A 24,763-nucleotide genomic window follows, 5' to 3' on the forward strand; every position below is an offset into this window, starting at 1 on the left:
TCAACCTACTCGAGTTTGAACTAAATTATTACTTGGTATTCTCTTTGTACTTCTTGATCATTTTAGGTATCACATCAGCAATGTCACCTGTAATCACATAGTCAGCAAAGTTGTTAATTGGTGCATTTTTATCGGTATTGATAGCAATCACCATTGAAGATTCTTCCATACCAGCTGTATGCTGAATTTGACCCGAAATACCACAAGCAATATAAAGCTTAGGACGTACAGTAACACCAGTTTGACCGATTTGACGCTCGTGAGAAGCGTAACCAGCATCCACAGCTGCACGTGAAGCTCCTACTTCACCACCAATTACATGAGCCAGTTCGGCTAGTTTTTCGAAATTCTCTTTTGAACCCACACCGTAACCACCAGCAACAATAATACCTGCATTTTTGATGTTTACTTTGGATTTCTCCATATGACGTTCAATCACTTTTACCACAAAATCTTCAGAATTCAAGTATTTTTCTACCTCGATATTCTTCACTTTTCCTTTGTAAGCTTCAGAACGAATTTCTTTTTTCATCACCCCTTCACGAACTGTAGCCATTTGCGGACGACAATCCGGATTGATAATAGTCGCAACAATATTTCCTCCAAATGCCGGACGAATTTGGTACAATAGATCTTTATACTCTTTATTATTCTTTTTGTCTTCGTGATCGCCAATAACCAAACTGGTACAATCAGCAGTAAGACCTGAATGAAGTGCAGAAGAAACACGAGGTCCCAAATCACGACCAATGCTGGTAGCACCCATCAAAGCAATTTGAGGTTTTTCTTCCTGGAATAATTTTACAATTATTGAAGTATGAGGTAAAGTTGTGTATGGGTAAAGACGTTTATCGTCAGCCATCCATACAGTATCAACTCCAAAAGGAATAATTTGTTTCTCAACACCTTTTAGATCTGCACCAATAACGACAGCTTCCAGATCACATTTTAAATCATCAGCTAACGATCTACCTTTGGTTAAAAGTTCAAGACTTACATCAGCAATCTTTCCCTCTTCTATTTCGCAATATACAAATACGTTGTTCACGGTTCTTAATTTTAAAATTCTACATTGAGATGACTGGTAAAACCAATCGATTAACCAATTGTATGGTTAGCAATTAATTCTTTCATTAGCTCATCCATATCTGCATCTGTAGGCTCAAGTACTTTAGCTTCTTTAGCCTGGAATACAACATTTTCGATGGCTTTCACCTTTGTTGGAGAACCGGATAATCCTAACTCCTCAGCCTTGGTTTCAATATCATTAACACTCCACTCACCAATATTTAAATAAGGGCGATTGTTGTGTAATGCGATATAATCTTCATCAGCATTTTGCATTTCTGAAACCGCTCTTGCATGCTTGTATTTCATTACAAACTTTGCATTTCGAGGGCGGCAATCAGGAGCCGACGCATTTACAGTTACAACCATTGGCATTGTCCCTTCAACAGTTTCAACACCACGCTCTAAACGACGCTTCACAATAATTTTACCTTTTTCGGCAGAAACGATATCTTCAGCATAAGTAATCTGTGGGAAAGCTAATTTTTCAGCTACCTGAGGTCCCACCTGAGCTGTATCACCATCAATTGCCTGACGGCCAGCGATAATAATATCGATATTTCCCATTTTCTTTAAAGCCTGAGAGATGGCATACGAAGTTGCCAAAGTATCAGAACCAGCAAAAGCACGGTCAGACAAAAGGAAACCATTATCAGCTCCACGGTATAAACCTTCACGGATAATTTCAGCTGCTCGACCTGGCCCCATGGTTAAAAGTGTAATTTCAGTTCCAGGGTATTTATCTTTCAAACGTAAAGCTTGTTCAAGTGCATTCAAATCTTCAGGGTTGAAGATTGCAGGCAAAACAGCTCTATTCACAGTTCCATCAGCTTTCATAGCATCTTTCCCAACATTACGAGTATCGGGAACCTGCTTAGCAAGAACAACAATTTTTAATCCTTTCATTGTTATATGTTTTATCAGTTTATAATCGAATTCTTCATACTTTATCTCAGTTTCATTGTTTATGAAAACGAAACCATCAGTCTCTTCGATTACAATTTGTTATTATTTGGTTTCAAGCTATCATTGAGCCTAAAATCAGGCTTAGCAAATATATGGAATACACTACTTAAAACAAATTTATATAAGCACTTGAAAGAGTGTAACAAAAATGCTTCTTAACATTTAAAATTCAAAAGATTAGATAAAGTCAATAATAATAAATCAACCAGCTTTTAATTAATATAAATCAGATGATAAGCTCCCCTATTAGAATCTTTGGTAAAAATTTTAATTTAAGCTGTTTCTCCATTTATTATTAATGGTAACTTTAATACCTATTAATAAACCACAAGTAAAACATCAAATGATTACATTTTTAATCGCAATACTTGCTCTTATTTCAGGGTATTTTATCTACGGAAAATTTATAGAACGCTTTTTTGGAGCGGATGACAAAATTAAAACACCAGCCATCAGACTTAAGGATGATGTTGACTTTATAGTGATGCCAACATGGAAAATGTTCACCATACAATTCCTCAACATTGCTGGTTTAGGTCCAATTTTTGGTGCAATATTGGGTGCTTTATACGGTCCGGTAGCTTATATATGGATTGTATTGGGCTGTATATTTATGGGTGCCACGCATGATTATTTTTCCGGTATGCTCTCTATACGAAATGATGGATCGAGTTTCCCTGAAATTGTTGGTAAATATCTGGGAACAGGCTTTCAAAATTTCCTCAGAATCTTCACTATTCTCTTACTCATTCTTGTAGGTGTTGCCTTTGTAACAGGGCCGGCAGGTCTTCTTAAGGATTTAACAGATGGTGGCTTCTACTTTTGGCTTTATGGCATTTTTGCTTACTACCTGATTGCGACACTTCTCCCTATCAACAAAATAATTGGTAAAATCTATCCGCTATTTGGGGCAGCCCTCTTAATTATGGCTATAATGATTGCGGGTGCCATGATCCTCAAATCGTTTGATGGGAGTCTTCATATGACTGAGATAAGCTTCTCTCAATTTAAAAATTTTCATTCAAATCCTGAGGAAAATATTTTATACCCTATGATGTTCATCGTTATTTCCTGTGGTGCCATTTCGGGTTTTCATTCAACTCAATCGCCCATGATGGCCCGTTGCATGAAAAAAGAAAGTTATGGACGCCCTGTATTTTATGGTGCCATGATAGCAGAAGGTATCGTGACACTTATTTGGGCAACTGCAGCAATTAATTTCTTTGGTGACACGCATGCTCTGAACAGCGCAATCACTTCGGGGCATAACCCGGCTTGGGTCGTAAACGAAATATGCAATTCATGGCTTGGAAAAGTAGGCGCAATTTTCGCTATTATTGGTGTCATTGCCTGTCCGATTACAACAGGCGATACGGCTTTTCGAAGTGCTCGTTTAACAATAGCTGATATGCTACGCCTAAAACAAGGCTCAATAAAAAGCCGGCTTCTAATCAGTCTTCCCCTATTTGCAATAGGTTTTTTATTGTCTCAATTAGAATTTTCAACAATATGGAAATATTTAGGTCTGGCCAATCAAATTCTTTCAATGATTATGCTTTGGACCGGAGCAATGTATTTGGCTAAAAATGAAAAAACGCATTATATATTAAGTCTACCCGCAAGCTTTATGACTGCTATTTGTTTCACTTACCTTTTGGTTGCACCTATAAAAAATGGAGGCCTAAATATTAGTACCTCTTTGGGAATTAGCTTAGGAATAGTAATAGCAATTATTGCTTTTAGTTTATTCAAATTTAAGATCAGGAAAAAACTTAAAACTCAAGAAATCAAGATTAACTCATAATAACAACATCAAAAAAAGCGGAGTCTCCACACGAGCTCCGCTTTTCTTTTAAAACTATATTTTCTAGGCTTGTCCTGTTGGACCAAAGCCCATCGGAATGATAGGACCTTGAGGTCCTTGACCGCCATCAACATTCTTAATAGGTCCGTTAACAGATTCAAATTTACTGATATTATCCTGTAGAGCCAGCATTAAACGCTTAGCATGCTCTGGTGTTAAAATCACTCTTGATTTTACATCAGCTTTAGGTACACCTGGCATAATACGAATAAAGTCTACCACAAATTCAGAACTAGAGTGTGTAATAACAGCTAAATTGGAATAAGTTCCCTGAGCCACTTCTTCGCTAAGCTGAATATCGATTTGATTGTTTTTTTTATTATCTTCCATTAGTAATATTTTTAGTTCTGTATCAGAAGTTTATTTTCCTGTTTAGTCGTTAAATTGAATTTAGCTAAAATAAGAAATTATATTCGGATTGAGACATAAAAAAGGCTGTTTCAATAAATGAAACAGCCTTTATATTTATTAAGAATTTGCTTATTCGTCTTTAGACGTGTTAGCAAGAAGCTTTTCGTAATCTTCTTTAGCACCAACTACAATGTCTTTGTAGTCGCGAAGACCAGTACCAGCAGGAATCAAGTGACCGCAAATAACGTTCTCTTTCAATCCTTCAAGGTGATCAACCTTACCACGAATTGCAGCCTCATTCAATACTTTAGTTGTCTCCTGGAAAGAAGCAGCCGAAATAAATGATCGAGTTTGAAGTGATGCTCGAGTAATACCTTGCAGAATCTGAGTAGAAGTAGCCGCAATAACATCACGAGCAACAACCAATTTCATATCCTTACGCTTCAATACAGAATTCACATCACGCAACTGTCTTGCAGTTACAATCTGACCTGATACCAACTCATTAGAATCCCCTGCATCAACTACGACTTTCTTACCGAAAATCTCATCATTCTCAAGCATAAACGCCTGCTTGTCAACAATTTGTTTTTCAAGGAAAGTTGTATCTCCCGGATCAGCAATAACAACCTTACGCATCATCTGACGAACGATAATTTCAAAGTGCTTATCGTTAATCTTCACACCCTGCATACGGTATACATCCTGTACTTCGTTCACGATATATTCCTGAACTTTAGTTGGACCTTTAATCGCAAGAATATCAGCAGGAGTTGTAGCTCCATCAGAAAGTGGTGTACCAGCTCTAATGTAGTCGTTCTCTTGAACAAGCATCTGCTTAGACAATGGAACTAAATACTTCATTTCCTGACCAGTTCGTGATGTTACAATAACTTCACGATTACCACGTTTGATCTTACCAAAAGTAATCTCTCCATCGATCTCAGACACAACTGCAGGATTAGATGGGTTACGAGCCTCAAATAGCTCAGTAACACGAGGAAGACCCCCGGTGATATCACCCGTTTTACCAACGTTTCTAGGAATTTTTACAACTGACTGACCGATAGTAATCATATCACCTTCACTTACCGAAACGTGAGCGCCTACTGGTAAGTTGTAAGACTTAAGAATTTCACCATTAGAACCTAAGATTCTAACACTTGCATTCTTCGCCTTATCCTTAGATTCAATAATTACTTTCTCAGCAAAACCTGTCGCCTCATCAGACTCCTCAGTGAAAGTAATACCTTCAATCAAATTGTCAAATGAAATCTTACCAGAGAATTCTGAGATAATCATCGCATTATATGGATCCCACTCACAAACCAAATGCCCTTTAGCAACATCATCTCCATCCTTAATATACAGTTTAGAACCATAAGGGATTGTATGAGTTGATACAGCAATATTTGTGTTTTTATCGATAATACGTAATTCAGCCAAACGACCAATTACAACATCGTATTTTTTACCATCCTGAGTCGTATGCTCAACAGTTCTTAATTCATCAAACTCAGCGAAACCATCGTATTTAGAAATAACCGAGTTTTCTGCTGAAACGTTACCCGCGGTACCCCCTACGTGGAAAGTACGAAGTGTTAACTGTGTACCTGGCTCACCGATTGACTGTGCAGCAATAACTCCGACAGCTTCACCTTTTTGAACTAGTTCACCACTTGCAAGGTTACGTCCGTAACATTTAGCACAAACTCCTTGACGAGCTTCACAAGTTAATACCGAACGAATCTCAACCGTTTCAATTGGAGAAGCTTCAATAGCATCAGCAATTTCTTCAGTGATTTCCATACCTGAAGCAACCAAAAGTTTTCCAGTTAATGGATGATAGATATCATGAACAGTTGTACGTCCTAATATTCTTTCGTATAATGAAGCAACAACATCTTCTTGATTCTTAATCGCAGAAGCAGAAAGACCTCTTAAAGTACCACAATCTGACTCATGGATAATAACGTCTTGTGCAACATCAACCAAACGACGGGTTAAGTAACCCGCATCAGCCGTTTTAAGGGCCGTATCCGCAAGACCTTTACGCGCACCGTGAGTCGAAATAAAGTACTCAAGTACAGAAAGACCTTCCATAAAGTTCGAAAGAATTGGATTCTCAATAATCTGACCACCTTTAGCTCCAGATTTCTGAGGCTTGGCCATCAGACCACGCATACCACCTAACTGACGAATCTGCTCTCGCGATCCACGAGCACCAGAGTCAAGCATCATGTATACAGAGTTGAAACCTTGATTATCGTTTTCTAACTGTGTCATCAATGTTTGAGTCAAATTAGCATTTACATGCGTCCAAATATCAATAATTTGATTGTAACGCTCGTTGTTAGTAATGAAACCCATATTATAGTTATTCAAAACTTCTTCAACTTGCGCATATCCATCAGCTACCAATCCATCTTTTTCAGCAGGAACAATAACATCAGAAAGGTTAAAGGACAAACCACCTTCGAATGCCTTACGGTAACCTAAGTTTTTAATATCATCAAGGAACTTAGCAGTAGCGAAAACACCACACTTCTTATATACGTATCCAATGATATCGCGAAGCGCTCTCTTAGTAATCAACTGATTTAAGAAACCTGCTTTTTCAGGAGTGCACTCATTTACAATGATACGACCAATAGTTGTCTCAATAATAGTATCAACTAATTCGTCATTCTCATTTAAATCTTTCACTTTCACTTTAATAATCGCGTGAAGATCAACTGCTTTTTCGTTAAAAGCAATCATAGCCTCTTCAGCTGAATAGAAAGTGATTCCTTCTCCCTTACAACCTTTTCTTGACTTAGTAATGTAATATAAACCAAGTACCATATCCTGAGAAGGAACAGTAATTGGAGTACCATTCGCCGGATTCAAAATATTGTGAGAACACAACATTAACATTTGAGCCTCAAGAACAGCTTCATTACCTAAAGGCAAGTGAACCGCCATCTGGTCACCATCAAAGTCGGCATTGAAACCGGTACATGCAAGAGGGTGTAGACGAATCGCTTTTCCTTCAATCAATTTTGGTTGGAAAGACTGAATACCCAAACGGTGAAGAGTTGGGGCACGGTTAAGCAGCACTGGATGTCCTTTCAATACATTCTCAAGAATATCCCAAACCACTGGATCTTTACGATCAACGATTTTCTTTGCTGATTTTACAGTCTTAACAATTCCACGCTCGATAAGCTTACGAATAACGAAAGGCTTATAAAGTTCAGCAGCCATATCCTTAGGAATACCACACTCGTGCATTTCCAAATCCGGACCTACAACAATTACCGAACGAGCTGAATAGTCAACACGCTTACCCAAGAGATTCTGACGGAAACGACCTTGCTTACCTTTCAATGAATCAGAAAGAGATTTCAAAGGACGGTTATTTTCTGTCTTAACCGCATTAGATTTACGTGAGTTATCAAATAGTGAATCAACAGCCTCCTGAAGCATACGTTTTTCGTTACGTAGGATTACTTCCGGCGCTTTGATTTCAATTAGTCTTTTAAGACGGTTGTTACGGATAATTACACGACGATATAGGTCATTCAAATCCGATGTTGCAAAACGTCCACCATCCAATGGTACCAAAGGACGTAATTCCGGTGGAATTACAGGAACAACTTTTACAACCATCCATTCCGGATTGTTCACTTCTTTAGAATCACGGAAAGCACCAACAACCTGAAGACGCTTCAAAGCTTCGTTTTTACGTTGCTGTGAAGTTTCAGTGCTAGCCTTATGGCGTAATTCATATGACAATGCATCAAGATCTAAACGAGATAGCAAACTGCAAAGTGCCTCAGCACCCATTTTAGCAATAAACTTATTTGGATCTTCATCATCAAGCAATTGATTTTCCATTGGAAGTTCATCCAGAATATCCAGATATTCTTCTTCGGTTAGGAAATCAAGATAATTGATACCATCAGCAGCTTTTACACCCGGATTAATTACGACATAACGCTCGTAATAAATGATCGTATCTAATTTTTTGGTTGGTAAACCTAAAAGGTAACCAATTTTATTTGGCAACGATTTAAAATACCAAATATGCGCTACAGGCACAACCAACTGGATGTGTCCCATACGCTCACGGCGTACTTTTTTCTCGGTTACCTCAACACCACATCGGTCACAAACAATACCACGGTAACGGATACGCTTGTATTTTCCACAGTGACACTCATAATCCTTTACAGGACCGAAAATTCTTTCACAGAATAATCCGTCGCGCTCAGGTTTATAAGTACGATAGTTGATGGTTTCAGGCTTTAAAACTTCACCACTCGATCTTTCTAAAATCTCTTCAGGAGAAGCAAGACTGATAGAGATTTTTGTAAAATTACTCTTTACTTTGTTATCTCTTCTGAATGCCATATATTGAAAATTAGGATATTAACAAATTGATTCAAGAAAAGTGAATGTCGGTAAAACCAACACTCACTTTCTATATAAGGCTTATACTAATTTAACGCTCAAGCCAAGACCTCTAAGTTCGTGTAGCAACACATTTAGAGATTCAGGGATACCAGGAGCTGGCATAGGTTCACCTTTGACGATAGCTTCATAAGCTTTCGCTCTACCCATTACATCATCCGACTTAATTGTCAGGATTTCTTGTAGAATATGAGCAGCACCAAAGGCCTCAAGAGCCCATACCTCCATCTCTCCAAAACGCTGACCACCAAACTGAGCTTTACCACCAAGTGGTTGCTGAGTAATCAAAGAATATGGACCGATAGAACGCGCGTGCATCTTATCATCAACCATGTGGCCAAGTTTCAGCATGTAGATAACACCAACCGTTGCAGGTTGATCAAATCTTACACCAGTACCTCCATCATGAAGGTAAGCTTTACCGAAAGCAGGAACACCGGCTTTGTCAGTATATGCGGTAATTTCGTCAAGAGTTGCTCCATCAAAAATTGGGGTAGCAAACTTCAAACCTAACTCAATACCAGCCCATCCTAACACAGTTTCAAATACCTGTCCAAGGTTCATACGAGATGGTACACCAAGTGGATTCAAGCAAATATCGACAGTTGTACCATCCTCAAGGAATGGCATATCTTCCTGACGAACAACACGAGAAACAATACCCTTATTACCGTGACGACCCGCCATCTTATCACCAATCTGTAGTTTACGTTTCTTAGCAACATAAACCTTAGCCATCTGGATGATACCTACTGGCATTTCGTCCCCTATTGTAACGTTGTATTTCTTACGTTTACTTGCACTATCAAGTTCCTTATACTTGATAATATAGTTGTGTAATAAGGTCTTAATGGTGTCATTTTTATCTTTATCAGTTGTCCACTTGTTAGGGTCAACTTGCAGATAATTAATCTCCATTAATAATTTCTGAGTAAACTTAACACCCTTAGGAATCAAATCAACACTTAAATAATCCTTAACACCTTGTGACGTTTTGCCATTACAAATCGTAAACAATTTATCAACAAGAACGTTGTTTAGATTTGCAACTGTTTTTTCAAACTCTTCGTCAAGTTTTTGCAACAATGGCTTATCGCTTTGTTTCGACTTACGATCGCGTACAGCACGAGAGAATAATTTCTTCTCAATCACAACACCACGAAGTGAAGGTGAAGCTTTAAGAGACGCATCTTTAACGTCACCGGCTTTATCACCAAAGATTGCACGAAGCAATTTTTCTTCAGGAGAAGGATCTGATTCACCTTTAGGAGTAATCTTACCAATAAGGATATCACCAGGCTCAACATTCGCACCGATACGAATCAAACCATTTTCATCAAGATTACGAGTTGCTTCTTCACTTACGTTAGGAATATCAGAAGTCAATTCTTCCATTCCTCGTTTTGTATCGCGTACTTCAAGCGTGTATTCATCAACGTGAATTGACGTAAATACATCATCCTTAACAATACGCTCAGAAATTACAATCGCATCCTCGTAGTTGTAACCTTTCCAAGGCATAAATGCCACCTTAAGGTTACGTCCAAGTGCTAACTCACCAGTTTGGGTACCATAACCATCAGTTAGGATTTGCCCTGCAACAACCTTGTCTCCTTTAGCGACAATAGGCTTAAGGTCAATTGTTGTTCCCTGGTTTGTTTTCTGATATTTAGGTAAATTGTAAGTAACCACATTTGATTCAAAACTCACAAATGCTTCTTCTTCGCTTCTTTCGTAAGCGATTACAATTTTAGTTGCATCAACAAATTCAACAACACCATTTCTTTGAGCTACAATCTGAGTACGAGAGTCCTTAGCAACATGTGCTTCAAGACCTGTACCAACAACAGGAGACTCAGGTTTGATAACAGGAACAGCCTGACGCATCATATTCGATCCCATCAAAGCACGGTTGGCATCATCATGCTCAAGGAACGGAATCAAAGAAGCCGCAATTGAAGCAATCTGGTTAGGCGCAACGTCCATCAAGTCAAGGTTCTCAATTTCTTCGAAAGGGAAGTCACCATCTTTACGTGATTTTGCTTTAGCATTAACAAATGTACCATCAGGATTTAATGGTGCATTCGCTTGAGCAATAATCAATCCTTCTTCCTCCTCTGCAGATAAATAAGCAACCCCTTCGTTACTTAAATCAACCTTTCCTTCTTTTACCTTACGATATGGTGTTTCAATAAACCCAAGATCATTAATCTTAGCGAAAACACACAATGAAGAGATCAAACCAATATTCGGTCCCTCTGGTGTTTCAATAGGACATAAACGACCATAGTGAGTATAGTGAACATCTCGAACCTCGAAACCTGCTCTCTCACGAGACAGACCACCTGGTCCAAGAGCTGACATTCTTCTCTTATGAGTTACCTCAGCAAGTGGATTCGTTTGATCCATAAACTGAGACAAAGCATTCGTTCCAAAGAATGAGTTAATAACTGAAGATAAAGTCTTCGAGTTAATCAAATCAATAGGAGTAAACACCTCATTGTCACGAACATTCATTCGTTCACGAATCGTACGTGCCATACGAGCTAAACCAACTCCAAACTGACTATATAATTGTTCCCCTACAGTACGAACACGACGGTTACTCAAGTGGTCAATATCATCCACATCAGTACGCGCATTTAACAACTTGATAAGGTACTTGATAATCTCAATAATATCTTCCTTAGTTAATACTTTAACATCGCTGTCAGTATTAAGACCAAGTTTCTTGTTGATTCTATAACGACCCACATCACCTAAATCGTAACGCTTGTCAGAAAAGAACAACTTGTCAATTACGTCGCGGGCTGTAGCCTCATCAGGTGGCTCAGAGTTTCTTAATTGACGATAGATATGAAGAACGGCTTCTTTTTCAGAGTTACAAGGGTCTTTCTGCAAAGTATTATAAATAATTGCATAATCAGCAAGATTTTGCTGTTCCTTGTGCAATAAGATAGTCTTAGCCCCTGATTCAAGAATTTCGTCTATGTGTTCTGGTTCAACTACTGTTTCTCGATCGATGATCACCTCATTACGCTCGATAGAAACAACCTCTCCTGTATCTTCATCTACGAAGTCTTCAATCCAAGATTTAAGAACACGAGCGGCAAGTTTACGACCGACAACTTTTTTAAGTCCGGTTTTTGAAACTTTAATTTCATCAGCAAGATCAAAGATCTCTAGAATTTCTTTATCGCTTTCGAAACCAATCGATCTTAAAAGAGTGGTAACTGGAAGCTTTTTCTTACGGTCGATATAAGCATACATGACATTATTGATGTCAGTAGCAAACTCGATCCATGATCCTTTGAAAGGAATAATACGTGCGGAATATAACTTAGTTCCGTTGGTATGTAAACTTTGTCCGAAGAATACACCAGGAGAACGGTGAAGTTGAGATACAACAACACGCTCTGCACCATTGATAACGAAAGTACCCTTTTCTGTCATATAAGGTACAGTACCAAGATATACATCCTGAATTACTGTATCAAAATCCTCATGTTCAGGATCGGTACAATATAGCTTTAGTTTAGCCTTAAGGGGCACACTGTAACTAAGGCCTCGTTCAATACACTCTTCGATGGAGTAACGTGGTGGATCAACAAAATAGTCAAGAAATTCCAACACAAAATTATTACGTGTATCCGTAATTGGAAAATTCTCACTAAATACCTTAAATAATCCTTCGCTCTTTCTTTTTTCAGAAATTGTTTCCAACTGAAAAAAGTCTTGAAAAGATTTTAATTGTACTTCCAAAAAGTCAGGATATAAAAACTGATCTTTATTTGAAGCAAAACTAATTCTTTGACTAATAGTATTTGAAGACATTTACTTAAAATTAATTGAACCTAAACAATAATAAACAACAAAAAGGCTTAGAGTTCCAAATGAATGAAACTCTAAACCATAATAACCTTATTTAAAGGCCTTAGCGCTTCTATTTAAGTTCAACTTCAGCTCCAGCTTCTTCTAATTGTGCTTTTAATGCTTCAGCTTCTTCTTTAGAAACTTTCTCTTTCAATGGAGCTGGTGCAGCGTCAACTGCCGCTTTAGCTTCCTTAAGTCCAAGACCAGTTAATTCCTTAACTAATTTTACGATAGCAAGTTTTGCACCACCTGCAGCCTTAAGAATAACGTCGAATTCAGTTTGCTCAGCAGCACCACCTTCAGCACCACCAGCAGCTGGACCTGCAACTACAGTAGCAGCTGGTTCAATTCCGTACTCATCCTTTAAGATTTGAGCTAATTCACTTACTTCCTTAACAGTCAAATTAACTAATTCTTCTGCAAACTTATTTAAATCTGCCATTTTTCGTTATTTTTTAAATTTAAATACTCTAAATATATTACTCTTCTTCTGATTTTGCCTCAACAGCGTCAGATTCTTCACCCTTACCATTTTCTAAAGCAGAAACAACTTTCTGAATTGGTGATTGCAATGCTGCAATAATATCACCAATTAATTCTTCTTTAGACTTAATAGCGACAAGAGTGTCTAACTCACCTGCTCCAACATAAATAGCACCTTCTACGTAGGCACCTTTTAGAGCTGGTAAATCTTTGCCTTTACTGAATTCTTTGATAAGCTTAGCAGGAGCATTTCCTACCTCTGTTAGTATAAGAGATGTTGCTCCCTTAAGTACTTCAGTCAAATCGCTGCACTCTACTTCTGCATTTTGCAATGCAGCACGAAGTAAAGTATTCTTCACAACAATCATTTTGATCTGCTTCTCAAAACAAGCTCTACGCATAGCAGAGGTTGCTTCCGCGTTCATTCCTGAAGTGTCAGCTAGATAAAAGTGATTTGATGCGTTGATTTGTTCTGTCAAGCTATCAATAATCTGAATTTTGTCTTCCTTTTTCATGATTACCAAGGTCTCGATTAAAAATTAATTTGATTAGTCAAGAATTGATTTTGGGTCAACTTGGATCCCAATACTCATTGTACTTGACAGGTATACACTCTTAATGTAAGTCCCTTTTGCTGCAGATGGCTTCAATTTGTTGATAACACCAACGAATTCTTTAGCATTACCTTTGATTTTATCTACTTCAAAAGATACCTTACCAACTGAAGAGTGAATAATACCATATTTATCGACCTTGAAATCTATTTTCCCAGCCTTAACTTCATTTACAGCTTTAGCGATGTCCATAGTTACAGTACCGCTCTTAGGATTTGGCATTAAACCACGTGGTCCTAATACACGTCCTAGTGCACCTACTTTAGCCATAACAGTTGGCATAGTAATGATAACATCAATATCAGTCCAACCACCTTTGATCTTGGCAATATAATCGTCAAGTCCAACATAGTCAGCACCTGCAGCTTTAGCTTCTTCTTCCTTATCAGGAGTACAAAGTACTAAAACACGAACGTTCTTACCAGTACCGTGAGGTAGAGTCACCACACCACGAACCATTTGATTCGCTTTTCTAGGGTCAACTCCTAAGCGGACATCCATATCCACTGAAGCGTCAAATTTAGTAGTGGTAATCTCCTTAACCAATGCTGCGGCTTCGTCGATAGTGTAGATCTTATCTGCTTCGACTTTTTCTAAAGCTAACTTTTTATTTTTTGTTAGTTTACCCATTTTAAATGCAGTATTAAAAATTATTGATTAAGCGGACTATCACCAGTAATAGTGACACCCATACTTCTTGCTGTTCCAGCGACCATACTCATGGCGCTTTCTACTTCAAAAGCATTCAAATCTTTCATCTTTCCTTCTGCGATTGCTCTTACTTGTTCCCAAGTAATAGAACCAACCTTTACACGGTTAGGTTCAGCAGAACCTGATTTCAATTTTGCAGCTTCCAAAACCTGAACAGCAACAGGAGGAGTTTTTGTAATAAATTCAAAAGAGCTATCTTTATAAACTGTAATTACAACTGGAACAACTTTTCCAGCCATATCTTGAGTTCTAGCATTGAATTGCTTACAGAAATCCATGATATTTACTCCTTTAGCACCTAATGCCGGTCCTACTGGAGGTGAAGGATTTGCAGCACCACCTTTGATCTGCAACTTTATTAATCCTGCTACTTCTTTAGCCATAGTTTTACTTTTCTAAAGGTTTTTTTATTCTTTTTCTACTTGCATGAAACTTAATTCAAGAGGTGTTTTACGTCCGAAGATTTTCACCATTACTTTTAGCTTTCTCTTCTCTGCATTAACCTCTTCTATCACACCCGTAAAACCATTAAATGGTCCATCAGTCACATTTACCGACTCGCCAACAAAATAAGGAACACTAATTTCCTCATCTTTATTAGTAAGTTCGTCGACCTTACCCAAAATACGATTCACTTCTGATTGTCGCAATGGAGACGGGTCGCCGCCTTTAGTATCCCCCAGGAAGCCAATCACATTCGTAACACTACGAAGGATGTGAGGAATTTCGCCTGTTAATGCTGCTTCGATTAAAACATAGCCAGGTAAGAAAATTCTTTCCTTGCTAATCTTTTTCCCGTTGCGCACCACAAACACTTTCTCGGTTGGAATGAGAACCTGTGATACGTAATCCTGAAGTCCAAGATTAGAAATTTCACTTAAGATATACTCCTGGACCTTCTTTTCTTTTCCTCCTACAGCCCGCAGAACATACCATTTTTTTTCAATTTCAGCCATCTTAAATTCTCAGTGATTAGTAAAACATACTATATATAGTGTCCATCAAATTTTTGAAACCCAAATCCATAACAAAAATTGCAGTTGCAATAATTACAGAGGCTACCATTACAACGATAGCACTGCTTTGAAGTTCAGATCTTGATGGCCAAGATACTTTCTGAGTAAGTTCTATATAAACTTCTTTAATATAATTAACTAATTTCATGTGCTTACAATTAAAGTTTTATTAATTCACATGGAAGTTGTCTCACAGTCTAAATAAATCCAGTTTGTGAGACTTATTTCATAAGACAAAATATCCTTTTGCACGGGTGGAGAGACTCGAACTCCCGACACCTGGTTTTGGAGACCAGTGCTCTACCAACTGAGCTACACCCGTAAGAGAAAGAAGATTGATCCGTTTTCCGGATCAATCTTTATATGGTAATTACTCAATAATTTCAGTAATCTGACCAGCACCTACAGTTCTACCACCTTCACGGATAGCGAAACGAAGACCTAAATCACAAGCAACTGGAGTAATAAGTTCAACGTTAATAGTAACGTTATCACCTGGCATTACCATTTCAGTTCCTTCTGGAAGAGTAATCTCACCTGTTACATCAAGAGTTCTGATATAGAACTGAGGACGGTATTTGTTATGGAATGGAGTATGACGTCCACCTTCTTCTTTCTTCAATACATAAACCTCAGCTTTAATCTTAGTATGAGGTTTGATAGTATTTGGGTGACAGATAACCATACCACGCTTAATAGACGTTTTATCGATACCTCTCAACAAAAGACCAACATTATCACCAGCTTGACCTTCGTCCAAAATCTTACGGAACATCTCAACACCAGTACATACAGTCTTCATACCTTCAGCACCAAGACCAATGATTTGCAATTCTTCACCAGTTTTAACAATACCAGTTTCGATACGACCTGTAGCAACAGTACCACGACCAGTAATAGAGAATACATCCTCGATTGGCATCAAGAAAGCCTTATCTACATCACGTGGAGGAAGTGGAATCCAAGTATCAACAGCATCCATCAATTCCATGATTTTTTCTTCCCACTCTGGCTCACCGTTAAGTCCACCAAGTGCAGAACCAGCGATGATAGGAGTATTGTCACCGTCGAACTCGTAGAAATCCAACAATTCACGAACTTCCATCTCTACTAACTCAAGCATCTCTTCATCGTCAACCATGTCAACTTTGTTCAAGAATACAACGATTCTAGGCACATTTACCTGACGAGCCAAAAGGATGTGCTCGCGAGTCTGTGGCATAGGACCATCAGTAGCAGCACAAACAAGGATCGCACCGTCCATCTGAGCAGCACCAGTAACCATGTTCTTTACGTAGTCAGCGTGACCTGGACAGTCAACGTGAGCATAGTGACGGCTTTCAGTTGAATACTCTACGTGAGCAGTGTTAATAGTGATACCTCTTTCTTTTTCTTCAGGTGCATTATCGATAGAATCGAAAGATTTAATTTCACAAAATCCTTTTTTTGCCAATACAGTTGTAATAGCAGCAGTCAAGGTAGTTTTACCGTGGTCAACGTGACCGATAGTACCAATATTTACGTGTGGTTTTGACCTATCAAAATGTTCTTTAGCCATAACTCGAAAAGTTAATTAATGATTAGACAACAATTAAAACAATATTTTATATTTTATGAGCCATTGATGAGATTTGAACTCATGACCTCTTCCTTACCAAGGAAACGCTCTACCCCTGAGCTACAACGGCAAAACTTTTGAGCGGGAAACGAGACTCAAACTCGCGACCCTCAGCTTGGAAGGCTGATGCTCTATCAACTGAGCTATTCCCGCAATTCACAATCTGTAAAATAAAATACAACTGTGAAAATTTTACTGTGGGGAGAGCAGGATTCGAACCTACGAAGACGAAGTCAGCGGAGTTACAGTCCGCCCCAGTTGGCCACTTTGGTATCTCCCCAGTAATAATCAATTCAAAGAGCCAGTAGAGGGATTCGAACCCACGACCTGCTGATTACAAATCAGCTGCTCTGACCAACTGAGCTACACTGGCAATTAACAGACCATTCGCATTAGGACATACATTTCCCTCACAAATGGTCTGCAAATGTAAAAACATTTTACCTATATAACAAAACTATCAAATAATTTTTCCAATTATTTTCCACGAAGTTTTTCTTTACGCTTAGTGATCTGGCGTTTTAATGCATCTGCCGCTAAATCAACTGCTTCTTCGAATGTTTTGCTTTGCTTTTGTGCAAATATATCACCTCCCGGGATATTAAATTTTATCTCTACTTCTTTATTTTCTACAACCGATGGTTTTTCAGCTCTTAAAAAGACCTCTACGCTTGTTACATCGTCATCAAGCTTAAGTAATTTATTCACTCGATTATTCACGAAATCTTCTAGCTTAACATCAGCATTAAAACCGACTGCCTGAATGTTTACTTTCATACTCTATCCTCCAATTTTAAGCTCTGGGGTGAGCCTGTTTATAAATATCGTTTAACCTCTCAAAGCTTGTGTGAGTGTATATCTGAGTTGCAGACAAATTAGAATGTCCCAACAACTCTTTTATAGCATTCAATTCAGCTCCATTATTAAGTAAATGTGTTGCAAACGTGTGCCGCAACACGTGAGGACTCTTTTTAGAAAGGGTTGTAATCTTAGACAAATGTTTTGTCACAATTCTATACAACAACTTTTCGTAAGCAGGTTTTGCTTGATTTGTCAAAATCAAAAAACCATCCTCATTAGAACAAAGCATCAACCTTTGCTCCAGATACTCATCAAGAAGTGTTTCGAGATTATTACTAACAGGAATAATTCTCTCCCTATTTCTTTTACCTAAAACCCGAACGACTGAGGCTGAACGATCAAAACCGGACACTTTCAAGTTCATCAATTCAGATAAACGCATGCCAGTATGATAAAACATTTCTATTACCAGTCTGTCTCGAATCCCTTCAAAACCTTCTCCAAAATCTACTTCTTGCAATAGTCGCATACTGTCTTCGGCAATAAAATTCGGAAGCTTCTTCCCTTGCCTCGGACCAACAACCTTATCCATGGGATTGTGTTGTATTAACGATTCTCGCAATAAATATTTAAAAAAGGATTTCAAAGAAGATAATTTCCTATTTACAGTTCGGGCTGAGCAGCCGTCATTCATTAAAAAAACGATCCATTTTCTGACATCTTTGAAATTCAAATCAACAATTTCGCTCTCTTCAATCCCGTAGGATGATAAAAAAGAAAAAAATTGACTTAAATCACAATCATATGATACCAAAGTATGTTTAGAATATCGTTTCTCGTACTGCAAATAAGACAGAAAAGATTCCTTATATCTCATACACTTTTAATTCGTAGTCCAGATAAACTAAATTACAAATAAAAATAAGATATCGAAACCTTTTTCAAAAGAAATTAATCTTCGTTCAATTGCATTTGCTGAACGTAAACTGCATGAATCTTCTCTTTTCTTTTTCTAACAGAAGGTTTCACATAAACTTGTCTTCCACGTAATTCTTTAATTACACCAGTTTTTTCGAATTTTCTTTTGAATTTTTTTAAGGCTCTTTCAATGTTTTCGCCTTCCTTCATAGGAATAATAATCATAGTTTCTTCTTTTATTTAATTATTTCTAAATGAGCCGCAAACTTATTAATTCATTCACGATATTTCAAACAAATTTATAAAAATCTGACCAATTAGTTTCATTTTAATTGAATCTAGTGCAAAACACAGGGAATTAGACCATTCTTAAAGTCAAAAACTTGTCATTTCACACAGATTTATTTTAAAATCAGATAAGGTTTCACCCTCTCATATACCGATTGGCGTAATATTTTCTGCTTACAAAGGCTTTCCATGTCTAAAATCTCCCCTTTTCTTTTTCTGAGACGGATAATATCCGACGCTTCCCGAAAGCTTATATATGGATGCGCATTTAATTCTTCAACTGTAGCTGTATTAATATTTATAAAACGTTGAATTTCCAGATCAGATAACAAATACGAGCTTAAACTATCGACTCGGCTTTTACGTAAACCATAAATATCGGCTAACTGATATATATTATAAAAACCTCCAAGCTTTGACCGGTAATCAATTATTTTTTTTGCAAAATACGATCCAATGCCTGGTAAAACGACGAGTTGATTTGTATCGGCACTATTTAAATCCAGCTTAACTATCTGAGCTTCCTTCATCGTTTCAATCCTTATAAAGGGTAATAATTCTTTATATTTTAACGAATCAAAACCATAAATAGCCATTAGATCCTCAGACTTTTTAAACCGGCCTCCCTTTGTCAAATATTTACTTATACGTGTAACGATATAGGACTGAACTCCTAAACGATCCCAATCGGCTTCAGAAATGGTATTGGGATCGAAAACAAAAAGCTGATTCTCAGATTTTTTAGTGGGACTAATATGAATAAACTTTTCCAATCTATTGTAGTCTGTCGAATCAATTCCATATATCTTCAAAAAATCATTCTTTTGCTTAAAGACTCCTGATTTTTTTCTGTAATTTAAGATGTTTTGTGCTTGAAACTTTGTCAATCCAAAACTTAAAAGATCATCATAACAGACTGTATTGGGATCAAATAATCGAAGTTTAACCTTCGAAATTGCAGGTCTGATCTGTTGTTTCTTTTTTATTCTAATATAGGGTTGTAGCCGCTTATACAACCCATCAGTAATCCCATATATTTTCATCAAATCGTCACAAGTCTTTATCTCTCCGCCCTTCTTACGATAGTTGATTAAATTGCTAATCTGAAATTTTGTAAAACCGAGAGATACCAACTGCGAGCTGTCTATAGCATTGGGATCAAAGAAAAATAAATTTTGAGTTTTAAATATCTCCTGTTTTTTCTTTGACTTCTTTTCCAAAAGAACCAACAGACTATCTAATCTTTTTTGTTTTTCCGAACTTTGATTCCAACCATCAACTTTATCCGGAATAAAAACCGGATACAGAAACAAAAATAAAAGTATAGCAATGAGAACCATTAAACTTTTTCTTTCAGAAGCAGAATAAGAGAAAAAGCTTTTCAGACTCTTTTTAAAAGACATGACAACTAATTGAAGTAAAAACTATAAAACCCTAACTTAAGCTACCCTCCTGAATTATCATATTAAATTTATGCTATTTTTAACACAATACAAAGTCCCTCATCTTAACAAAAAAAAAACGTCTCCGAAAATTCCGGAGACGTTCGGTATAGAATAAACCTATTTTTTAGTTTCGGTATTCTTTTAAAATATCAGCAACGTCGCCAGCCGAAACACGACCATAAGTACGTTCGCCAATTGTGACTACCGGAGCCAAACCACATGCACCTACACAACGAAGACAAGAGATAGAGAATTTACCATCCTCAGTTGTCTCCCCAATAGGCACTTTAAGCTGTTTCTTGAATTCTTCAAGCACTTTTTCAGCACCACGCACATAGCAAGCCGTTCCCATGCAAATTGAAATCGGAAACTCACCCTTGGGTACCATTGTAAAAAAAGAATAAAAAGTAACAACACCATAAACATGTGCTACTGAAACACCAAGCTCACGAGCGATAACCTCCTGAACTTCAGCCGGCAGATAACCAAATGTTCCCTGAGCTTTGTGAAGCACATTAATCAGCTCACTGCCTTCATTATTAAATGATTTGCAAATTTCGATAAGCTTCTCAACTTTGTCCTTTGCCAATTTTATTTTTGCCATAATATTTATATTTAAGACTGAGATATTCGATAGAGATGTGAGTAATATATAAGCTTCAAAAGCCCCACATCCCAATTCTCAAATCTATGTAATACTATTCAACCTCTATTTCATTTTGCTTGTCGAAGTAATGTGTATGAAGCAGCTTGTGCGACAATTCGCCGCAAGGCTTACCCAAGAATTCTTCGTACAATTTAATAATGTATGGATTCTCGTGAGATTTACGAATTGCTTTTCCCTCATCTTCACGATAAAGAGCTGCAGCACGCTTCTTCAGAACAGAAGAATCACCATGGTGTAATGGCTGACCACCGCCACCAATACATCCACCAGGACAAGCCATGATTTCAATTGCATGATATTCAGACTTACCATCACGGATTTCTTCAAGTAACTTACGAGCGTTACCTAATCCATGTGCAATACCAATATTCAGCTCTAATCCATCAAAATCAACTTTTGCACTACGAATACCCTCCATACCACGAAGCGCTTCGAAATCTACTTTCTCAAGTGTTTTTCCAGTATAAACCTCATAGGCAGTACGAGCAGCAGCTTCGATCACACCTCCTGTAGCACCAAAGATAACACTGGCACCAGTAGACTCTCCCAAAGGATTGTCAAAATCTTCCTCAGGTAAAGTTTTGAAATCCATATTAGCTTGCTTAATCAAGTTAGCCAACTCACGGGTAGAGATAGAATAGTTCACATCAGGATCGCCATCAACCTTGAATTCATCACGCTGACATTCGTATTTTTTAGCCAAACAAGGCATGATAGAAACCACAATCATATCTTCACGCTTAACACCCATTTGTTTTGCCAAATAGTTTTTAGCGATAGGACCAAACATCTGCTGCGGAGAACGTGCAGTCGAAGGAATCTCTTTCATCTCCGGGAAGTGATGTTCAAAGAAATTGACCCAACCCGGACAACATGAAGTTAAGATTGGTAATTTCACATCTTTATCACCAGCAAGATGAGCACTTAAACGACCTAACAATTCAGTACCTTCCTCCATAATAGTCAAGTCGGCAGCAAAGTCAGTATCAAACACACTGTCAAAACCCAGGTTACGAAGTGCGGCAACCATCTTACCTGTCACCAATGTACCAGCTTCCATACCAAACTCCTCACCCAGAGCCGCACGAACAGCAGGAGCCGTTTGAACCACTACAGTTTTCTTTGGATCAGCAAGATCTCTGATCAATTGGTTTGTATGATCTTTCTCTGTAAGGGCTCCAGTAGGACATACAGCAACACACTGTCCACAATAAGTACAAGTTGATTTCTGAAGATCCATTTCAAAAGCCGGAGCAACTACTGACTCGAATCCACGATTTACAGCAGAAAGCGCACCTACAGTCTGCACATCATTACACATCGTCTCACAACGACGACACATGATACACTTATCCATATCACGAATGATAGATGGCGAATAGTCTACCTTATAAGTTGATTGCTCACCTTTATAGTGGATTTCACGGACACCTAAATTCTGTGCAATAGTCTGCAAGTCACAGTTTCCTGATTTTGCACACACCAAACAGTCAAATGGGTGATCAGAAAGCATCAACTCCATTACAGTTTTACGAGCATTCAAAACTCTCATTGAATGCGTTTTGATATTCATTCCCGCTTCACATTTCGAGTTACATGAAGGAGCCAAATTTCTTCGGCCTTCAACTTCAACAACACAAATACGACATCCACCAGGTTTATGCTCGATATTCATATCGTTAAGGTGCATGTAACAAAGTGTTGGTATCTCAATACCAATCTCCTTTGCCGCTTGAAGAATAGTGGTGCCCTTAGCAACCTCTAATTCCTTATTATCAATGGTTAATTTTATCATTTGTTCCATTTTCAATCCTCCTTATTGTATGCTAATGGCATTAAATTTACACTTATCCATACAAGCACCACACTTAATACATTTTTCAACGTCGATAACATGAGCCTCTTTACGCTCGCCGGTAATACAATCAACCGGACAATTACGAGCACAAAGCGTACATCCTACACAAAGCTCAGGATCAACAACATATTGCATTAAGGCTTTACACTGACCTGCAACACATTTATGATCATCAACGTGAGCCATATATTCATCATAGAAGTTCTCAATAGTAGACAACACCGGATTAGGTGATGTTTGACCTAAACCACAAAGTGAGGTATCCTTAATTACAGCACTTAGGTTTCGTAACAAATCGATATCTTCACGAGTACCCTTACCCTCTGTAATTTTATCTAAAAGCTCATAAAGACGCTTATTACCTACACGACAAGGGGTACATTTTCCACAAGACTCTTCAACTGTAAAGTCAAGGTAGAATTTTGCCATAGACACCATACAGTCGTCTTCGTCCATTACAATCATTCCACCCGATCCCATCATCGAACCAACTGCAAGCAGGTTATCAAAATCGATAGGCGTATCCAAATGTCTCTCTGTCAAGCAACCACCTGAAGGTCCACCCGTCTGAACGGCTTTAAATTTCTTACCATCTTTAATACCACCACCAATTTCGTAAATCACTTCACGAAGCGTGGTACCCATTGGCACCTCGATCAAACCAACATTATTGATTTTTCCAGCCAATGCAAACACTTTTGTTCCCTTTGATTTGTCAGTACCAATAGCGCTGAACCAATCCGCACCCTTATTGATAATAACAGGAACATTTGCAAATGTTTCAACATTATTTACATTTGTTGGCTTGCCATTATAACCCGATTCTGCTGGAAACGGAGGCTTAACAGTTGGCTCACCGCGAAGACCTTCCATAGAGTGAATCAAAGCTGTTTCTTCACCACAAACAAAAGCTCCGGCACCGTAACGCATTTCAACATCGAAATTGAAACCAGAACCTAAAATATCTTTTCCTAATAAACCATACTCACGAGCTTGTCCGATTGCAACTTTCAAACGCTCGATAGCCAATGGGTATTCGGCACGTATATAAATCACACCTTTATCAGCACCCATTGTATAACCACAAATGGCCATTGCTTCAAGTACTGAATGTGGATCTCCTTCTAGTATAGAACGGTCCATAAATGCACCAGGATCACCCTCATCTGCATTACAAACAACATATTTCTGATCCGCCTCATTCTTTGAAGCAAACTCCCACTTCAATCCTGTTGGGAATCCTCCTCCTCCTCGTCCGCGCAGACCAGATTTCTTAATGATATCAATCACATCCTGTGGGGTCATTTCGAAACACTTACCCAATGCGCCATATCCATCACGAGAAATATACTCCTCAATATTCTCCGGATTAATAAATCCACAGTTTCTAAGTGCAATACGAATTTGTTTCTTGTAGAAACCCATATTTTTCGCATCACTTACAGTTTCTTTCTTGTCAGGATCAGTATAAAGCAAACGCATTACCTGACGTCCTTTTACAATATGCTCCTCGACAATTTCTGTAGCATCCTCAGGCTTCACTTCAATATAGAATGTGTTATCCGGAAGAATCTTTACAATTGGTCCTTTTTCACAAAAACCAAAACAACCTGTTGTTACGACCTGCACTTCATCCTCAAGCCCTTTAGCTTTAAGTGCATCCTCTAAATTTGTTTGAATAAGCTCACTCTTAGATGCGCGGCACCCTGTCCCTCCGCAAATAAGAATATGCATTTTATACTTTTCCATAATAGTGTTTGGGGTTAG

The 24,763-nt window shown here is 38.0% G+C and carries 20 protein-coding genes and 5 tRNA genes; 1 reads left to right on the top strand and 24 read right to left on the bottom strand.

What is annotated here, in order from left to right; all coding sequences use genetic code 11:
- Positions 1 to 28: 28 nt before the first annotated feature.
- Positions 29 to 1,048, bottom strand: a complete 1,020-nt coding sequence (locus tag EO244_RS00195; RefSeq protein ID WP_129251795.1) for an electron transfer flavoprotein subunit alpha/FixB family protein — start codon at positions 1,046 to 1,048, stop codon at positions 29 to 31.
- A gap of 50 nt (positions 1,049 to 1,098) precedes the next feature.
- Positions 1,099 to 1,974: an electron transfer flavoprotein subunit beta/FixA family protein gene (locus EO244_RS00200; RefSeq protein ID WP_129251796.1), complete on the bottom strand. Its 876-nt coding sequence runs from the start codon at positions 1,972 to 1,974 to the stop codon at positions 1,099 to 1,101.
- A gap of 403 nt (positions 1,975 to 2,377) precedes the next feature.
- Here EO244_RS00200 and EO244_RS00205 point away from each other — a divergent pair, with 403 nt between their 5' ends.
- On the top strand, positions 2,378 to 3,838 hold the full coding sequence (locus EO244_RS00205) for a carbon starvation CstA family protein (RefSeq protein WP_129251798.1): 1,461 nt from the start codon (positions 2,378 to 2,380) through the stop codon (positions 3,836 to 3,838).
- 63 nt (positions 3,839 to 3,901) lie between these two features.
- Here EO244_RS00205 and EO244_RS00210 read toward each other — a convergent pair whose 3' ends face one another.
- From EO244_RS00210 to EO244_RS00315, 22 genes are all read right to left on the bottom strand, one after another.
- The gene (locus tag EO244_RS00210) at positions 3,902 to 4,228 is read right to left on the bottom strand and encodes a DUF3467 domain-containing protein (protein WP_129251800.1); all 327 of its coding nucleotides are present in this window, start codon (positions 4,226 to 4,228) and stop codon (positions 3,902 to 3,904) included.
- 150 nt (positions 4,229 to 4,378) lie between these two features.
- The gene (gene rpoC, locus EO244_RS00215; protein WP_129251802.1) at positions 4,379 to 8,644 is read right to left on the bottom strand and encodes a DNA-directed RNA polymerase subunit beta'; all 4,266 of its coding nucleotides are present in this window, start codon (positions 8,642 to 8,644) and stop codon (positions 4,379 to 4,381) included.
- Between the two features lie 81 nt (positions 8,645 to 8,725).
- Positions 8,726 to 12,538, bottom strand: a complete 3,813-nt coding sequence (gene rpoB, locus EO244_RS00220) for a DNA-directed RNA polymerase subunit beta (protein WP_129251804.1) — start codon at positions 12,536 to 12,538, stop codon at positions 8,726 to 8,728.
- A gap of 109 nt (positions 12,539 to 12,647) precedes the next feature.
- Entirely contained in the window at positions 12,648 to 13,019 is a 372-nt protein-coding gene (gene rplL / locus EO244_RS00225; RefSeq protein ID WP_129251806.1) for a 50S ribosomal protein L7/L12, read from the bottom strand.
- 37 nt (positions 13,020 to 13,056) lie between these two features.
- Entirely contained in the window at positions 13,057 to 13,575 is a 519-nt protein-coding gene (gene rplJ / locus EO244_RS00230; protein WP_129251808.1) for a 50S ribosomal protein L10, read from the bottom strand.
- Positions 13,576 to 13,608: 33 nt separating this feature from the next.
- Positions 13,609 to 14,304, bottom strand: a complete 696-nt coding sequence (gene rplA, locus EO244_RS00235) for a 50S ribosomal protein L1 (protein ID WP_129251809.1) — start codon at positions 14,302 to 14,304, stop codon at positions 13,609 to 13,611.
- Positions 14,305 to 14,324: 20 nt separating this feature from the next.
- Positions 14,325 to 14,768, bottom strand: a complete 444-nt coding sequence (gene rplK, locus EO244_RS00240) for a 50S ribosomal protein L11 (RefSeq protein WP_129251811.1) — start codon at positions 14,766 to 14,768, stop codon at positions 14,325 to 14,327.
- Between the two features lie 24 nt (positions 14,769 to 14,792).
- Positions 14,793 to 15,341: a transcription termination/antitermination protein NusG gene (nusG, locus tag EO244_RS00245; protein ID WP_129251813.1), complete on the bottom strand. Its 549-nt coding sequence runs from the start codon at positions 15,339 to 15,341 to the stop codon at positions 14,793 to 14,795.
- Positions 15,342 to 15,357: 16 nt separating this feature from the next.
- The gene (gene secE / locus EO244_RS00250; RefSeq protein ID WP_129251815.1) at positions 15,358 to 15,549 is read right to left on the bottom strand and encodes a preprotein translocase subunit SecE; all 192 of its coding nucleotides are present in this window, start codon (positions 15,547 to 15,549) and stop codon (positions 15,358 to 15,360) included.
- A gap of 101 nt (positions 15,550 to 15,650) precedes the next feature.
- A tRNA-Trp gene (locus EO244_RS00255) sits at positions 15,651 to 15,723 on the bottom strand.
- 48 nt (positions 15,724 to 15,771) lie between these two features.
- The gene (gene tuf / locus EO244_RS00260) at positions 15,772 to 16,959 is read right to left on the bottom strand and encodes an elongation factor Tu (protein WP_129251817.1); all 1,188 of its coding nucleotides are present in this window, start codon (positions 16,957 to 16,959) and stop codon (positions 15,772 to 15,774) included.
- Between the two features lie 58 nt (positions 16,960 to 17,017).
- Positions 17,018 to 17,089, bottom strand: a tRNA-Thr gene (locus EO244_RS00265).
- 10 nt (positions 17,090 to 17,099) lie between these two features.
- Positions 17,100 to 17,172, bottom strand: a tRNA-Gly gene (locus EO244_RS00270).
- Positions 17,173 to 17,217: 45 nt separating this feature from the next.
- Positions 17,218 to 17,299, bottom strand: a tRNA-Tyr gene (locus EO244_RS00275).
- Positions 17,300 to 17,318: 19 nt separating this feature from the next.
- Positions 17,319 to 17,392: transfer RNA gene (locus EO244_RS00280), tRNA-Thr, on the bottom strand.
- A 104-nt stretch (positions 17,393 to 17,496) separates the two neighbouring features.
- On the bottom strand, positions 17,497 to 17,796 hold the full coding sequence (gene hpf, locus EO244_RS00285; protein ID WP_129251818.1) for a ribosome hibernation-promoting factor, HPF/YfiA family: 300 nt from the start codon (positions 17,794 to 17,796) through the stop codon (positions 17,497 to 17,499).
- 16 nt (positions 17,797 to 17,812) lie between these two features.
- Positions 17,813 to 18,697 carry a tyrosine-type recombinase/integrase gene (locus tag EO244_RS00290; RefSeq protein ID WP_129251820.1) on the bottom strand — a complete coding sequence of 295 codons (885 nt, stop codon included), beginning with the start codon at positions 18,695 to 18,697 and terminating at the stop codon, positions 17,813 to 17,815.
- A gap of 74 nt (positions 18,698 to 18,771) precedes the next feature.
- A complete protein-coding gene (rpsU, locus tag EO244_RS00295) occupies positions 18,772 to 18,963 on the bottom strand; it encodes a 30S ribosomal protein S21 (RefSeq protein WP_129251822.1) in 192 nt (63 codons plus the stop codon).
- A 176-nt stretch (positions 18,964 to 19,139) separates the two neighbouring features.
- Positions 19,140 to 20,429: a helix-hairpin-helix domain-containing protein gene (locus EO244_RS00300; RefSeq protein WP_129251824.1), complete on the bottom strand. Its 1,290-nt coding sequence runs from the start codon at positions 20,427 to 20,429 to the stop codon at positions 19,140 to 19,142.
- 166 nt (positions 20,430 to 20,595) lie between these two features.
- Entirely contained in the window at positions 20,596 to 21,075 is a 480-nt protein-coding gene (locus EO244_RS00305; protein ID WP_129251826.1) for an NADH-quinone oxidoreductase subunit NuoE family protein, read from the bottom strand.
- Positions 21,076 to 21,169: 94 nt separating this feature from the next.
- A complete protein-coding gene (locus EO244_RS00310) occupies positions 21,170 to 22,933 on the bottom strand; it encodes an NADH-dependent [FeFe] hydrogenase, group A6 (RefSeq protein ID WP_317133207.1) in 1,764 nt (587 codons plus the stop codon).
- A gap of 21 nt (positions 22,934 to 22,954) precedes the next feature.
- Positions 22,955 to 24,745, bottom strand: a complete 1,791-nt coding sequence (locus tag EO244_RS00315; protein WP_129251830.1) for an NADH-ubiquinone oxidoreductase-F iron-sulfur binding region domain-containing protein — start codon at positions 24,743 to 24,745, stop codon at positions 22,955 to 22,957.
- Positions 24,746 to 24,763: the final 18 nt, after the last annotated feature.

It is taken from the genome of Ancylomarina salipaludis (genome assembly GCF_004122035.1).
GTDB lineage: Bacteria > Bacteroidota > Bacteroidia > Bacteroidales > Marinifilaceae > Ancylomarina > Ancylomarina salipaludis.

Excerpts from the sequence above, each read along its gene's own strand:
- rplK (WP_129251811.1), bottom strand. The coding sequence starts at position 14,768 with ATGGCTAAAGAAGTAGCAGGATTAATAAAGTTGCAGATCAAAGGTGGT.
- rplA (WP_129251809.1), bottom strand. The coding sequence starts at position 14,304 with ATGGGTAAACTAACAAAAAATAAAAAGTTAGCTTTAGAAAAAGTCGAA.
- EO244_RS00290 (WP_129251820.1), bottom strand. The coding sequence starts at position 18,697 with ATGAGATATAAGGAATCTTTTCTGTCTTATTTGCAGTACGAGAAACGA.
- nusG (WP_129251813.1), bottom strand. The coding sequence starts at position 15,341 with ATGGCTGAAATTGAAAAAAAATGGTATGTTCTGCGGGCTGTAGGAGGA.
- EO244_RS00205 (WP_129251798.1), top strand. The coding sequence starts at position 2,378 with ATGATTACATTTTTAATCGCAATACTTGCTCTTATTTCAGGGTATTTT.
- rplL (WP_129251806.1), bottom strand. The coding sequence starts at position 13,019 with ATGGCAGATTTAAATAAGTTTGCAGAAGAATTAGTTAATTTGACTGTT.
- rpoB (WP_129251804.1), bottom strand. The coding sequence starts at position 12,538 with ATGTCTTCAAATACTATTAGTCAAAGAATTAGTTTTGCTTCAAATAAA.
- EO244_RS00310 (WP_317133207.1), bottom strand. The coding sequence starts at position 22,933 with ATGATAAAATTAACCATTGATAATAAGGAATTAGAGGTTGCTAAGGGC.
- EO244_RS00200 (WP_129251796.1), bottom strand. The coding sequence starts at position 1,974 with ATGAAAGGATTAAAAATTGTTGTTCTTGCTAAGCAGGTTCCCGATACT.
- EO244_RS00315 (WP_129251830.1), bottom strand. The coding sequence starts at position 24,745 with ATGGAAAAGTATAAAATGCATATTCTTATTTGCGGAGGGACAGGGTGC.
- tuf (WP_129251817.1), bottom strand. The coding sequence starts at position 16,959 with ATGGCTAAAGAACATTTTGATAGGTCAAAACCACACGTAAATATTGGT.
- EO244_RS00300 (WP_129251824.1), bottom strand. The coding sequence starts at position 20,429 with ATGTCTTTTAAAAAGAGTCTGAAAAGCTTTTTCTCTTATTCTGCTTCT.
- EO244_RS00305 (WP_129251826.1), bottom strand. The coding sequence starts at position 21,075 with ATGGCAAAAATAAAATTGGCAAAGGACAAAGTTGAGAAGCTTATCGAA.
- EO244_RS00210 (WP_129251800.1), bottom strand. The coding sequence starts at position 4,228 with ATGGAAGATAATAAAAAAAACAATCAAATCGATATTCAGCTTAGCGAA.
- rplJ (WP_129251808.1), bottom strand. The coding sequence starts at position 13,575 with ATGAAAAAGGAAGACAAAATTCAGATTATTGATAGCTTGACAGAACAA.
- rpoC (WP_129251802.1), bottom strand. The coding sequence starts at position 8,644 with ATGGCATTCAGAAGAGATAACAAAGTAAAGAGTAATTTTACAAAAATC.
- hpf (WP_129251818.1), bottom strand. The coding sequence starts at position 17,796 with ATGAAAGTAAACATTCAGGCAGTCGGTTTTAATGCTGATGTTAAGCTA.
- rpsU (WP_129251822.1), bottom strand. The coding sequence starts at position 18,963 with ATGATTATTATTCCTATGAAGGAAGGCGAAAACATTGAAAGAGCCTTA.
- secE (WP_129251815.1), bottom strand. The coding sequence starts at position 15,549 with ATGAAATTAGTTAATTATATTAAAGAAGTTTATATAGAACTTACTCAG.